Source organism: uncultured Ruegeria sp. (assembly GCF_947504215.1).
Lineage (GTDB): Bacteria > Pseudomonadota > Alphaproteobacteria > Rhodobacterales > Rhodobacteraceae > Ruegeria.
Genome location: NZ_CANNGO010000010.1, coordinates 105,660 through 119,883, shown reverse-complemented (window position 1 = coordinate 119,883; position 14,224 = coordinate 105,660). Strand labels below are relative to the sequence as shown.

The 14,224-nt window shown below is 56.5% G+C and carries 11 protein-coding genes; 8 read left to right on the top strand and 3 right to left on the bottom strand.

What is annotated here, in order from left to right; all coding sequences use genetic code 11:
* Nucleotides 1-98 precede the first annotated feature (98 nt).
* The 7 genes from Q1B21_RS16900 (at nucleotide 99) to Q1B21_RS16870 (ending at nucleotide 8,079) form a co-directional block, all read left to right on the top strand.
* The gene (locus tag Q1B21_RS16900; protein WP_299891175.1) at nucleotides 99-596 is read left to right on the top strand and encodes a class I SAM-dependent methyltransferase; all 498 of its coding nucleotides are present in this window, start codon (nucleotides 99-101) and stop codon (nucleotides 594-596) included.
* Nucleotides 597-615: 19 nt separating this feature from the next.
* Nucleotides 616-1,245, top strand: coding sequence for a glutathione S-transferase (locus Q1B21_RS16895; protein WP_299891172.1), 630 nt, complete (start codon nucleotides 616-618; stop codon nucleotides 1,243-1,245).
* Between the two features lie 114 nt (nucleotides 1,246-1,359).
* Complete coding sequence (locus tag Q1B21_RS16890) at nucleotides 1,360-3,762, top strand: FAD-dependent oxidoreductase (protein ID WP_299891169.1); 2,403 nt, start codon at nucleotides 1,360-1,362, stop codon at nucleotides 3,760-3,762.
* Between the two features lie 2 nt (nucleotides 3,763-3,764).
* Nucleotides 3,765-5,315 carry a trimethylamine methyltransferase family protein gene (locus tag Q1B21_RS16885; protein ID WP_299891166.1) on the top strand — a complete coding sequence of 517 codons (1,551 nt, stop codon included), beginning with the start codon at nucleotides 3,765-3,767 and terminating at the stop codon, nucleotides 5,313-5,315.
* Entirely contained in the window at nucleotides 5,316-5,990 is a 675-nt protein-coding gene (locus tag Q1B21_RS16880; RefSeq protein ID WP_299891163.1) for a TetR/AcrR family transcriptional regulator, read from the top strand.
* A complete protein-coding gene (locus Q1B21_RS16875; protein ID WP_299891160.1) occupies nucleotides 5,987-7,291 on the top strand; it encodes an FAD-binding oxidoreductase in 1,305 nt (434 codons plus the stop codon). The genes Q1B21_RS16880 and Q1B21_RS16875 overlap by 4 nt, the downstream gene beginning before the upstream one ends.
* Nucleotides 7,292-7,347: 56 nt before the next feature.
* A complete protein-coding gene (locus tag Q1B21_RS16870) occupies nucleotides 7,348-8,079 on the top strand; it encodes a hypothetical protein (RefSeq protein WP_299891157.1) in 732 nt (243 codons plus the stop codon).
* A gap of 13 nt (nucleotides 8,080-8,092) precedes the next feature.
* Here Q1B21_RS16870 and Q1B21_RS16865 read toward each other — a convergent pair whose 3' ends face one another.
* Nucleotides 8,093-8,452, bottom strand: a complete 360-nt coding sequence (locus tag Q1B21_RS16865; RefSeq protein WP_299891235.1) for a DUF3307 domain-containing protein — start codon at nucleotides 8,450-8,452, stop codon at nucleotides 8,093-8,095.
* Nucleotides 8,453-8,696: 244 nt separating this feature from the next.
* On the opposite strand from Q1B21_RS16865, the gene Q1B21_RS16860 reads away from it, so the two are divergent.
* Nucleotides 8,697-11,693 (top strand): ABC transporter transmembrane domain-containing protein, encoded by a 2,997-nt coding sequence (locus Q1B21_RS16860; protein ID WP_299891232.1) that lies wholly within the window; start codon nucleotides 8,697-8,699, stop codon nucleotides 11,691-11,693.
* A 159-nt stretch (nucleotides 11,694-11,852) separates the two neighbouring features.
* Here the strand turns inward: Q1B21_RS16860 and Q1B21_RS16855 are convergent, their stop codons facing one another.
* Entirely contained in the window at nucleotides 11,853-13,085 is a 1,233-nt protein-coding gene (locus Q1B21_RS16855) for a mandelate racemase/muconate lactonizing enzyme family protein (RefSeq protein WP_299891155.1), read from the bottom strand.
* Between the two features lie 24 nt (nucleotides 13,086-13,109).
* Complete coding sequence (locus tag Q1B21_RS16850) at nucleotides 13,110-14,204, bottom strand: Zn-dependent alcohol dehydrogenase (protein ID WP_299891152.1); 1,095 nt, start codon at nucleotides 14,202-14,204, stop codon at nucleotides 13,110-13,112.
* Nucleotides 14,205-14,224 lie beyond the last annotated feature (20 nt).

The following is a 14,224-nucleotide window of genomic DNA, read 5'->3' as shown; positions in this document are numbered from 1 at the left end:
TTTGGACTTCTGTCCTACACAAAGTCTTGAGTTTTTGCCATCACGGGCGGTGTCGACCTCATCTATGTTGGCGACTGGTATCAAGGAGAGATTTCCCCGTGTCCGAGAATCAAAGCCGACTGGATCTGTTTATTGATCGCATGGTGTCGCAGCGTACCTGCCTGGATTTCGCGATTGGCCAAACCAACGACATGTCGGGTCCTGTGTTCGAATTGGGCTTGGGGAACGGTCGAACCTATCACCATTTGGTGCAGCATGTTCAGGGCCGTCCGGTATATGTTTTCGAACGGGCGGTTGCGTCCCATCCGGATTCCACACCTCCGGAAGACCGCGTTATCCTTGGCGATGTGCGCGAGACACTGCCTGCATCTGTTGAACGGTTTGGGGCATCAGCCAGTTTGGTCCACGCTGATCTGGGCGGTCACAACCGGGAAAAGAACGATGCGTTCGCGCGGCTTGTTTCGCCTCTGATCGAGCCCCTTTTGGCGAAGGGTGGGCTGATGGTCTCCAGCGACCGGATGTATTTTGACACGCTGACCGAATTGCCGTTGCCCGATGGTGCGGTTGAAGGGCGTTGCTTTATCTATCGCCGTTGATCCGCGAGGAAGGCAGACAATGATTTTTTATGATTGTTCTACAGCCCCGAACCCGCGTCGTGCCCGTATGTTCATCGCAGAGAAAGGGTTGGAGATCGAGACCCGCGATATCTCGATTGCCAAAGGTGAGCAATTGAGCGATGCGTTTCGCGCCGTGAACCCCCGTGCCACAATACCGGTTCTGGTAACGGAAGCGGGGACGGTGCTGACGGAAAACCTGGGCATTGCTGCGTACCTTGAGGCTCGGTTTCCTGAACCGCCACTCATGGGCAGGACGCCGGATGAAAAAGGTTCGGTCCTGATGTGGAACGCAATTGTCGAGCAACAGGGTGGAGTACCGATTGCCGAAGCTTTGCGGAATGCGCATCCTACGTTCGCGGATAGGGCCATCCCCGGCCCCGTGAATTACGCCCAGATCCCCGAGCTGGCGCAGCGAGGTGTTGATCGGACAATACTGTTCTTCGATCTGCTAGAGGAAAGACTGAAGGATAGTTCGTATGTTGCGGGGGAGAGTTTCACACTCGCGGATATCTCGACCTTTGTCTTCGTCGATTTCGCGCGTGTTGTGAAAATGCGGATCCCCGAGGGTAACACGGCCACTCAGTCTTGGTTTAAAGCCGTGAAATCCCGCCCCAGCGCGTCCCTGTAGCAACTGAGGTAAGTTGCGCAGTAATTTTACGCGGTAAATACTGTACAGAAATGTCTAGACAGAAGTGAACAGTGCTACTAGCGTCTCCTGAGGTTCTATGCAGGGGAGGTTGGGATGAAATCCCAGTATCGTGTCGTGGTCATCGGGGGCGGTGTTGTGGGCGCCTCGGTTTTGTATCATCTGGCCAAGTTCGGTTGGTCCGATGTGGTCATGCTGGAACGCCGGCGCCTGGCGTCGGGGTCGTCCTGGCACGCAGCAGGCGGCATTCATGCACTGAACGCGGATCCGAACATGGCGTCGCTGCAGGCCTATACCATCGACTTGCTGAGCGAGATCGAGAAAGAATCCGGTCAGAACATCGGCCTGCATATGACAGGTGGTCTGACCTTGGCCGGAACGCCGGAACGCTGGGAATGGTTGCAGGCGAACTACCGCATCTTCCAGTCAATCGGCATAGACGATTGCGAATTACTGACGCCGGAAGAGGCGCAGAAACGTTGCCCGATCATGTCCACTGACGGCGTGCTGGGCGCCATGTGGGCTGATCGCGAGGGTTACATCGACACAACCGGCACCGTGCAGGCCTATGCGACGGCCGCGAAAAAACGTGGGGCCGAGTATTATGAAGAAACCAAAGTCGAAAAGCTGATCCAAACCGACGATGGCTGGAAAGTTGTCACCGACAAAGGCACGATTACGTGCGAACACGTGGTCAATGCCGCAGGCCTCTGGGCCAAGCAGGTGGGGCGTATGGCGGGTGTGGAGTTGCCGGTTTCGCCGCTCAAACATCACTATCTGATTACGGATTCCATTCCCGAAGTGGCTGCCGCGGATTTTGAGATGCCGATGACGGTCGACCTCGAAGGGTTCACCTATATGCGGCAGGACCAGAAAGGTGTTCTGATTGGCATCTATGAGGTAGATCACGAACACTGGGCCATGGATGGGGCTCCGTGGAACTATGGCGAAGAGCTGTTTCAAGAACAGCTCGACCGGATCGAGAACGAACTGACGCTGGGCTTCGAACGCTATCCTTCAATTCAGGATGTCGGTATCAAAACTTGGGTCAACGGAGCGTTTACCTTCTCGCCGGATGGCAACCCGCTGGTCGGGCCTGTTCCGGGAAAGCGCGGATATTGGTCAGCCTGTGCGGTGATGGCTGGTTTCCTTCAAGGTGGCGGTGTTGGCAAGACGCTGGCCGAATGGATGATCCATGGCGAGCCCGAGGCTGATGCTTGGCCAATGGATGTGGCGCGTTATGGCGATTTTGCTCAGAACAAACGATACATCCGCGAAACCACAGGGCAGTTCTATTCCCGTCGTTTCGTGATGACTTACCCGAATGAGCAACTGCCCGCGGGCCGTCCGTTGAAAATGGCCCCGGCCCATGACGCGATGACTGAGGCTGGGTGCAAATGGGGGGTGAGCTGGGACCTTGAAGTACCGCTCTATTTTGCACCCAAAGGGTTCGAGGAGACGCCGACCCTAAAGCGCTCCAACGCACATGATATCGTGGCCGAGGAATGCAAGGTGATCCGCGAAGGTGTCGGCCTAATGGATATCTCGGGCTTCTCACGGTTCGAAGTCACGGGGCCAAACGCGGAAGTTTGGCTCGACAAAGTCATGGCCTCAAAACTACCTGCGCCCGGCCGGGCGAAACTGGCGCCGATGCTGGGGGAGAACGGGCGCCTAAAGGGCGATCTGACCGTGCTGAACTGGGGTGATGGCACTTGGTGGATTATGGGCAGCTACTACCTTCGCGCCTGGCACATGCGCTGGTTCGACGACCACATGATCGACGGAGTCGAGATCCGCGATCTGGGCGAGGAATATTGCGGCTTTGGTCTCGTTGGGCCGAAATCGCAGACGGTGATCGAGAAACTGGCCGAACAGGAAATCTCGGGTCTGAAATTCATGGGCTGCGGTGATTTCGACATCGGTCTTGTTCGTACGCGCGTTGCGCGGATGTCGGTGACCGGCGAAAAGGGCTATGAAATCAACTGTCGATATGGCGATCATATCAAGCTGCGCCGCATGTTGATTGAAGCCGGGGCCGAGGATGGCATTCGCGAATGCGGGTTCAACGCGATGCTGTCGACGCGTCTCGAAAAAAGCTTTGGCATCTGGTCGGCGGAATTCACCCAGCTTTATACACCGGGTATGACAGGGATGGATCGCTGGATCGATTGGGACAAGGATTTTGTCGGTAAAGACGCGGCTGTGGCTGAGCGCGACGGCAATGGTCCGGCTCAGGTTCAGGTGACACTGGAGGTCGATGCGCTGGACGCAGACGCCAGCGGATACGAACCTGTTTGGGCAGGGAAAGAACGTGTCGGGTTTGTGACTTCCGGTGGATATGGGCACTACACTGGCAAGTCCCTTGCGATGGCGCTGGTCAATCGTGACAAGATGGAACCGGGAACGGAACTGTCAGTGCATGTGGTGGGTGTCGAGCGCCCGGTCCGCGTGATTGCGCCATCGCCCTATGATCCCCAAGGCAAAGCGATGAGGGGCTGAGGATGATCGCGCAGACCTCAGAACGGGGCAGACGACGGCGTGGGCGCGGGGCAGATGCTGCCCCGCCGGTTTGTCGCGATGTTAACTACCGTCAGTTGCGGAACCCTTTCCCACAGATGGAAGTGTTCCCGGCGGACCAGATTGCGGACATGCACGAAACTGCTCTGCGTACGCTTGAAGAGCTTGGGGTCAAGGTCTTGTTGCCCGAAGCGATCCGTATCTTCAAAAAAGCGGGCGCAAAGGTGGATGAAGACAGTCAAATGGTCTTCATCGGCCGCGACATTGTTGAGGCGGCGATTGTTTCTGCACCCAAATCTATCTCCTGCCGAGCCGGGGCACGGCGTAGGGACTTTACCTTGGAATTGGGGTCGCTGGTTTTTCAACCCGGGGCAGGGGCCCCGAATGCCTCAGATCTGGAACGGGGACGCCGTCCTGCAACGGGGCAGGACTATTTGGACTTCCTGAAACTCACGCATCATTTCGATGTGTTCCAGATGATTTCGCCACAGGTCGAACCGCAGGACCTTCCGACCAATCTGCGCCACTACTTCACGACACAGGCGCAGATGGAGCTGACGGATAAATTCCCGTTCTTCTTCTCGCGCGGGACACCGCAGGTAATGGATTGCTTTGAGATGCTGTCGACCGCGCGCGGCCTGTCCGACGATGTGTTTCGCGGCAACGCGCATTGCTACACGATCATCAATACCAATAGCCCGCGCACGCTTGATATCCCCATGGCGCAAGGGCTGATCGACTTCGCGCGCCATGGGCAAATGTCGATTATCACACCGTTCACGCTGATGGGAGCGATGGCGCCAATTACAGTCGCCGGTGCAATCACGCTGTCCCATGCCGAGGCTCTGGCGGCGCTGACGCTGGCGCAGCTGACCAATGCCGGTGCGCCGGTTTGTTATGGAACGTTTACCAGCAATGTGGACATGAAATCGGGGGCGCCTGCGTTTGGGACGCCTTCGCATTTTCAGGCATCTCTGGCAGCAGGGCAATTGGCGCGGTATCTGGGATTGCCATGGCGGTCGGCAGCAGGGTCAGCATCCAACACCAACGATGTTCAGGCGGCGAACGAAAACCAGTTCGGCCTGTGGGGCTGTCTGATGGCCGGGGCCACGGTGATTATTCATTCTGCTGGTTGGTTGGAAGGTGGCCTAACTGTGTCGTTCGAAAAGCTGGTCTGCGATGCCGAGGTGTTGAACATGATCGCCGAACTCTGTGCCGGTGCGCAGGCCGGAGAGGCCGAGATCGGCTTTGACACTGCGCTACGCGAGGTCGAACCGAGTGGACATTTCTTTGCCTCCAGCCAGACGATGGAGCGTTACAATACCGAATTCTACGAACCCCACGTGCACGACTATGCCAATTTCGGCACCTGGACCGAGCGCGGATCGGTGGATGCCAATCATCGTGCGACCGGTGTTTGGAAAGGCATCCTGAATGACTTTGAGGCCCCGAACATCGACAACGACAAGCTGGGCGCTCTGCATGACTTTATTGCCCGACGCACCGCAGAGGGCGGTGCACCGCCGGAGAGTTAAATGAACACAAAACCGGTCCTGCACAGGGATGATCCACAGGCCGAACCGCTGGTCGGCAACATCAAGGTCACGCGAGATGATTGGTTGAACGTTGCCATGGACGTTCTGATTTCGGATGGTGTGGACCAGATCAAAGTTCTGAACCTGGCTGAGCGGATGGCCGTATCTCGGTCGTCCTTCTACTGGTACTTCAAGTCGCGTCAGGAGCTGTTGGATGCGCTTTTGGCGCGGTGGCAGGCCACAAACACGGCGGCCCTGATCGCACAGGCTAAGGCACCGGCAGAAACCATCACAGCAGCCGTTTGCAATGTGCATCGATGTGTTGTGAACACAGAGTTGTTCGATACGGCGTTGGATTTCGCGATCCGGGATTGGGCGCGAAAGTCCGGCAAGGTACGTCGCATTCAGGATCAGTCGGATGCGAAACGTTTGAAAGCCCTGCACGCGATGTTTGCGCGCCACGGCTACTCTGAGATTGAGGCCGAAACCCGGGCGCGCGTGCTTTACTACATGCAGATCGGATATGATCTGGCTCAGTTGAACGAGCCGATGGCAACACGGCTGTCGATGGTTCCACACTATCTATATGTCTTCACCGGTGTCGAACCGCAGCCCGAGGAAGTCGAGGAATTCAGCGCCTATTCAAAGCGCTATTGGGAAGGAGACACAGAATGAGCCAACCAGACGCAATCATCATCGGAACCGGTGTCATCGGGGCGGCCATCGCATTTGAGATGGCCAAGGCAGGCTGGAAGACATTGTCACTGGACCGCAACGGCCAAGTCGGCCACGGCTCGACCGCCGGGTCCTGCGCCATCATTCGCATGCACTATTCGACTTTCGACGGAACGGCTTTTGCGTGGGAGGGGTATCATTACTGGCGTGACTGGGCCGACTATCTTGGGCTGCCTGAAGACGCCAATCTGGCGCAGTTCCGTGAAACCGGCTGTCTGGTCATGAAAACCGAAGCCAACGGTTTGCTGGAAAAGCACAAGCTCAACAGTGCCGATTTGGATTGTCCGTTCGAGGAGTGGTCGCCCGAGAAAGTCGCCGAACGCCTTCCGGTTTATTCACAAGACAGCTTTGCCCCCGCGAAACGCATGGATGATCCGGAGTTTGGCCAGCCAAACGGCCGTAAGATGCAAGGCGGCGTGTTCTGGCCACAAGCGGGCTATGTCACCGACCCTGCCTTGTCTGCGCAAAATCTGATGGATGCTGCAAAACAACACGGGGCAGAGGTCCGTACCGGTGTCGAGGTTGTTGAGGTTCTGGCTGAAGGCGGACGCGTGGCGGGTGTCAAACTCGCGTCGGGGGAAGAAATTCGTTCAAAGGTGGTTGTAAACGTTGCCGGACCGGGGTCGGCGATCGTCAACAAAATGGCCGGTGTTCTGGATGACATGACCATTGAAACCCGCCCCCTGCGGCAAGAGGTGGTACATGTTCTCGCGCCCGAAGGCTTTGATTTTGAAAATCACGGGACGATTGTTTCGGACAGCGACATAGCCTGTTACTGCCGCCCCGAGCATGGAAACCACATCCTGATCGGGTCAGAAGACCCGGAATGCGACCCGCATCAGTGGTGTGAAGATGACGTTCACTACAATCCTGACTTCACGGATCAATGGACGACCCAAGCCATGCGCTATGCGCAGCGCGTGCCGAGCCTCGGTATCCCTTCGAAAACGCGCGGGGTCGTCGATTTGTATGACGCTTCGACCGATTGGATCCCGATCTACGACAAATCCAGCCTGCCGGGGTTCTACATGGCCTGCGGCACCAGCGGGAACCAGTACAAGAACGCGCCAATCGCGGGAAAAATGATGACTGCTTTGATCGCATATTGCGAGGGTGGAACGGATCACGACGCACAACCGTTGCAGTATGAACTGCCCTATATCAAGCGGTCGATCGACGTTGGCTTCTATTCACGCAGGCGCCCGATCAATGAAGAGAGCAGTTTTTCGGTACTGGGCTAGCCGCCCACCGAAAATGCTCTAAGATTCATGGGGCTCGCACAAAAGGCGGACCCCAGATGACCGACACGAAGAACAGAGTCCTGATCCTCGGCAGCGCCCCGTCTGCTATGGCGGCGCGCGATTGGGCACGCTCCCCATTCACGCATATTGTGGCCATCAACAACGCTTGGCGCATCCGACAGGATTGGGATTTCCTGATCCATCCCGAGGATTTTCCGACAGAAAAGCGCCCCGAAAGACTGAACGCTGGTCAGAAAATAGTGTCGGCCGATGACTATGTCCCAAGACAAAACGAATTTGGCGGATTCGTTTACGCGGGCGGTACGATGGCTTTTACGGCAGGCTATTGGGCATTGTCGGCTTTGCGTCCCGAGATCATCGCCTATTTCGGATGTGACATGGTGTATGACGGTTCGGGTCAGACACATTTCTACGGCACCGGATCAGCAGACCCTTTGCGAGACGATATCACCTTGCGCTCTCTTGAGGCGAAATCTGCCCGGTTGGGATGTTTTGGTGCATTGCAAAGTTGCCGGATGGTTCGCTTGTCCGATCGGGACAGCCGTTTAGTCTATCCGTCGGTCAAAGCAAAAGATCTATCTTCGGGTCCGCTGCTGTCGACCAAACGCATGAGTGCACCGCTTCAGCTTGAAGCTGAGCTGGGCTATTATGTGCCATCGGGTCGGTATTGGGAGGCTAAGCAACAGTTCGAGCTTGATAAGATCGACTCGCTGGACCAGCTGTGGCTATCTGCCTATCAGTCAAGCGCGCTGGATGCAGTCGCTTGATCTCGATGAGCTGTCAGGTTGCGAACGTAACCCAGGCCCAAACCATTGCAACATAAGTCAGGTTATGCAGGCACTGATCCAATCCCGCCGCGCGCCAAAAAGCGGCCTGATTGGGCTCCAGCTGCTTTTTGTCGGAATAGCTTGCCTTGAAGAAATCGATGTTAAAGTGAACAACCCATTCCAGGGCCCCGATTACCAGAATAAACATCAGCGGTGCGCCGAACAGCAGGAACACGATAACAGAACCAACGACGTGCACACCGGCATGCTGTGCACGACCCATGTGAAAATACTCTCCTCGCCCGGAAAGCATTTTAGGTGTCTGTAGGAAGAAATCGGCAAACATATGCTTGATCTGCAATAAGCAGAGCATAAGAAATACTGCGCCAAAACTGGCAGTCAAAAGTACCCTCCCGATCTCGTCCTGCCCGAATACTATGACTGAAAACGCGGGCACGTAAATGAACTAGTTCACACAACGCGAATAAATATACCAAGTGTGAAACTATTTGCGTATCCCAACTGGATTACTGTAAATTCAATCTGTTGTATTTGCATGCATAACACCAAAATCACTTCGTTGATCAGCAGCAGGGGCAGGTTCAATAGAACGCACGATTTTTCGGTTCATTTGGAAGTACTCCAAGCGCGACCAGCTGATTTTGCTGGCCGTCACATCGACGTTATTCCCATTGCTGTACCTGACGCTGGAGCTGCCGAAACGCATCATCAATGATGCGATCGGCGCCACAAGCAGCATTGTCGAGTTCTGGGGTTACAGCCTGCCGCAAACGAATTTTCTGATCATCTTGTGTTTTGCCTTTTTAGTCGCGGTTCTGGCGCACGGGCTGATGAAGATGCGCATCAACACCATGAAAGGTGTGCTGAGCGAGCGGATGCTGCGCCGGCTTCGCTATCAGTTGATCAGCCGCACCTTGCGATTCCCACAGCCTTATTTTGAGCGCGTCAGCCAAGGTGAGCTGGTATCGATGATCACCGCCGAAAGTGAGCCGATGGGCGGGCTGATGGGCGATGCGATCAGTCAACCGGTTTTGCAGGCAGGGCAGATGATCACCATCCTGTCTTTCCTGTTTCTGCAAAGCTTCTGGTTTGGTCTGGCCGCCGTCGCGCTGATCCCGGTTCAGGCCTGGTTGATCCCGCGCTTGCAACGTCAGATCAACTTGCTGAACAAACGCCGTATTCAAGAAGTGCGCGTATTGGCGGCCCAAATCGGTGAAAACGCCGCAGGCGCATCGACCCTGCGCGCGAACGGGGGCTGGCGGTATCGTCGGGCCATGATCTCGGATCAATTGGGTCGGTTGTTTGGCATCCGGTTCGAGATCTACCAGAAGAAGTTTTTTATGAAGTTCATAAACAACTTCATCTCGCAATTGACGCCGTTCATGTTCTATCTGGTTGGCGGGCTTCTGGTGCTTCAGGGGTCGGTTTCACTGGGGGCTCTGGTTGCGGCGCTTGCGGCTTACAAAGATCTCAGCTCGCCCTGGAAAGAGCTGCTGACCTACTACAACCAGACCCAGGATATGTCCCTGCGCTGGGATGTCGTGATCGAACGCTTTGCTCCTTCCGGTATGCAGGATGAAAAGCTGTTCGAAGGTGAGCCTGAAGCACGCCCACATCTGAATCGCGATATTGTTCTGGATCGGGTGTCGGTCCGCGACATCGATGGAAATCAGGTGTTGGATGATCTAAACTTGACTTTTCCGCATGGCAAAACCATCGGTATCGCCGCGCCAAGCGAAGAGGATAGGCGAGCGATCGGAGAGCTGTTGACCCGGGAAATCCTGCCAAGTGCAGGTCGGGTCGAAATCGGTGATCAGAAACTGTCCGAGTTGCACCAAGGTATTGTGGCAGCACGCATAGGCTATGCCTCGTCCCGGCCGGTCATGTTCCAAGGCACGCTGGGTGACAACGTCATGATGCCGATGCGGTACAAGCCATTGTCAAACGCCGCCGACGATCCAGATTTCCCCGAAACACTCAGGGCTGGAAATAGCACCGACCCTTTCAAGGCTGAATGGCTGGATCCGTCTCTGGCGGGTTTAGACAGTGCAACCGCGTTGCGAGATTGGTGGCTACGGCTGATTGATGGGATGGGATCCGGGGCTGCACTGTTCCAACGCGGCGCAGAACAGGAGTTCAATGCGACAGAACATCCAGAGCTTGCGCAAAAATTGGTTGAGCTTCGCCCGCGTGTTCAGCAAGCAGTTCATGAGGCAGGGTTGGAACAGCATGCTCTGATCTTTGATCGGGACAGCTACAATCCGGCGCTTCCCGTGGCTGAAAACCTGCTTTTTGCAACACCTCGTGTTTCAGTGACACAAGACCTGCTGGCGCAACAAACTGTCTTTCTGGGGCAATTGCGCGAGCTGGGATTGGACGAGACACTGATTGCGTTGACGCGTGACGTGATCGATATGCTGCGGCAGATCTTCGGGCTCGACGGAACGGATCACCCATTGTTCCGCAAGTTGGGGCTTGAGGCGCAAACCTATGAAACAGCCGTCGAGCTGGTCGAGCGCACACGCAAGGAAGGTGCCGCTGGGTTGGATGACGGGCAGTTGGCCAATTTGCTTGCGGTTCCGTTGGTGATTTCGGCTGAACAGATCGGGCCGGCGTTTACAGATGAGTTGAAGGACCGGATCCTTGAACTGCGCCACAGCCATTCCGAGAAGCTGTTGGAGCGGTTGCAGGATGTCTTCGTGCCGCTGAAACCGGAGGAGTTTGCGCCCGGCTTGACAGTGATGGAAAACGCCCTGTTCGGTAAGGTCAGCCAGATAGGAGGTGTGCGTTCGGATGAAGCGCGCAAACTGATCGTCGATGTGTTGGACGAAAATGGCGCACGGCCGCTGGTGGTGGAATTGATCTACGACATTCCGGTGTCTCTGGGGGGGCAAAACCTGCCAGCCGTGTTTGCCGAACCTTTGGCCTTTACCCGGGCAACGATCAAAAAACCCGACATTTTGATCCTGGAAAACGCCTTGGCCAGCTATGACATGCAGACACAGGTCGCTGTGTATAAAAACCTGCGTGAATTGCTGCCCGAGACCACGGTCATCTACCTGAATGACCAGTTCGAAAGCCCCGATGTATTCGACATGTATGTTGAAATCCGACAAGGTCGTGTGGTCACTGACGAAGGACCTGCGGACGTGGAGGAGGACAGCGCTGCCTCGGCCGACCTTGCGCGCAAGCTTCGCGCATTGGAACAGACCCCCCTGTTTTCGGGGTTGGATCGCAGGCAATTGCGCCTGTTGGCCTTTGGTGCGCGCTGGTTCAATGCGGCTCCCGGGCAGGTGGTGTTTTTGAAAGATGATCAGCCGACGGACGGGGCTTATGTTGTCTTGGACGGTGAGGCTGGGCTGTATCTTCCCCAAATCGAGGGACCCGATCAACTGATTGCAAAGGTTGGGGCGGGCGCTTTGGTCGGCGAATTGGGGTTGATCCGCAAAGAACCGCGCGCCTTGAGTATGGTTGCCGAAACAGAGCTGTCCTGTTTGCGCATCGGTGAGGAAGAATTCCTGGCTGTTGTGGAAAACGACGCGGCTACGGCGTTCAAGCTGTTGCAGGTCATTGCCGGATATGTTTCGAACTAAAACACGATGTGCTGGCTTTCTAAGCCGGAATTAGTGTTGTCAGACGACTGCTTTGTTTCTGACAACCGGCGCGTGGCAATCGCCTCACCGTGCGTTTGACGCCTCGTCCCAGCCTTCCAGCCACGTTCTCGAGACGCAGGATACCTCGAGCCAGCTGGATCAATCCTCGGTAGCAGGGGCTCCGCCCTGAAAGGCGTTGCCGTCGGTGTAGTTACAGGGCGCCTCTTGCATCTCCAGATGCAATCCGTCGCCGGTGTAGGGATGCGCGCGCGCCAGATCTTCATCAACGTCGATTCCAAGGCCCGGTGCCGACGGCGCGGCGACATACCCATCTTCTACGCGCAAGGCCCCCTTGATCAATTGGTCGTGGTAAGGCGTGTCGATAGATTCCAGCAACAGCAAGTTGGGGATCGAGGCCGCGAGATGGATATTGGCAGCCCATTCCACCGGACCGGCGTACAGATGCGGAGCCATCTGGGCATTAAACACCTCGGCCATTGCCGCTACCTTTTTCATCTCCCAGATCCCGCCCGCGCGCCCCAGCGCGGGTTGCAGGATTTCAGCAGCACCCGCACGCAGAACAGCGCCAAATTCGGCCTTGGTGGTCATACGCTCACCCGTGGCCACCGGAATGCGGACGTTGCGGGCAACGCGGGCCATGTCGTCGATCATATCTGGGGGCGTTGGTTCCTCGAACCAGAGTGGTGCGTAAGGCTCCAGTGCCTGCCCCAGGCGAATTGCGCCTGCGGTGTTGAATTGACCATGAGTGCCAAACAGCAGATCGGCCTTGTCACCGACGGCCTCTCGGATCGCCTTGCAGAATGCCACGGACAAAGAGATGTCTGTCATCGCAGGCATGTGCCCGCCGCGGATCGTGTAGGGCCCGGCCGGGTCGAATTTGACAGCGGTGTATCCGCGCCTGATCATTTCCGCCGCACTTTCCCCGGCTTGTTCCGGGGACGTCCAGAAGTCTGTCAGGTTGTGTTGGGGCAGGGGGTAAAGATACGTATACGCCCGGATACGGTCGTTCATCTTGCCGCCAAGCAGAGCATAAACAGGTCGGTCACGTTCTTTGCCCAAAATGTCCCAACATGCGATTTCCAAGCCAGAAAACGCCCCCATCACGGTCAGGTCGGGGCGTTGTGTGAAACCGCTGGAATACGCACGCCGAAACATCAGTTCGATATTCTCGGGATTTTCACCCTGCATGTGCCGCTCGAACACGTCGCGGATGACGTGGCGCATGGCATCAGGCCCGACCGAGGATGCATAGCATTCGCCCCAACCGGTGACACCCGTGTCGGTTGTGACCTTGACCAAAATCCAATAGCGCCCGCCCCATCCGGGCGCCGGGGGAGCGGCAATGATAACGTCGAGGTCTTGCAGCTTCATCAGATGCCCTCCTGTCAAGCGCGATTAGCTTCGGTCAAACACAATAACGTTGCGCTTGGCCGCTCCGGATTTGGTGTCCGTGATGGCATCGTTGATTTGATCCAGCGACCAGCGGCCAGAGATCAATTCATCCAGTTTCAGCCGACCTTGTTCATAAAGATCGATCATCCAGGGGATATCGCGCTGGATAACAACATCGCCCATTTTCGATCCCACCAATCCTTGACCAAGTGCGGCCAGAATGACCGGCTCGTAACGCGCTTCATCGCCGGAATGCGGCATGCCGATCATGATGGCCTTGCCACCCGGGCCAAGGTAGCGCGGCGCTTGTTCGTAGGCCGGAATTGCGCCGACGGTGATCAAAACTGCATCCGCTCCGCGTCCGCCCAAAGCCTTGTAGGTTGCTTTCCAGGGTTCTTTCAGGCTGCCAAGCACGCCATGGGTGGCGCCGAACTCTTTGGCGATTTCCAGTTTTTCCTCGGTCATATCGACTGCCACGATGCGCCGCGCGCCCGCGATCCGCGCCCCTTGGATGGCGTTCAAACCAACGCCACCGGCACCGATCACCACCACATCCTGACCTGGTCGCAACCCGGCAGCGTTAACAGCGGCACCAACGCCGGTGATCACACCACATGACAGCAGGCTGGCCAGGTCTTTCGGCAGGCTTTCCGGGATTTTCACAATTTGCCGGTAGCTGACCACCACTTTCTCCGCAAAGGCCCCACAGGCCATGGCTTGCTGCAATGGCTCTCCATCACTGGTTTGCAGGGGGCCTTTGACCGTATCGTAAGGCGTTTCGCAGATTGTGGGTTTCCCACCAGCACAGGATGGGCAGGACCCGCAGGCGCGGATCAGGGTGACGACAACAGGATCGCCGACCTGGAACTCGCCTACGGCTTCGCCAATTGCGGTGATAACTCCGGCGGCCTCATGGCCATAAACAGCGGGTAAAAAGCCGCCCCAGGCCCCATCGGCAAAGGAAATATCCGAATGACAGATGGCCACGGCATCCAGGGTCACTTCGACCTCTCCGGTTCCGGGTGCGGCCAGTCGAACCTCTTCGATCACCAACGGTTCATTGAAGGCCCGGCACACTGCGGCTTTGATGATTTGCATATTTTCCCTCATTCCCTTTG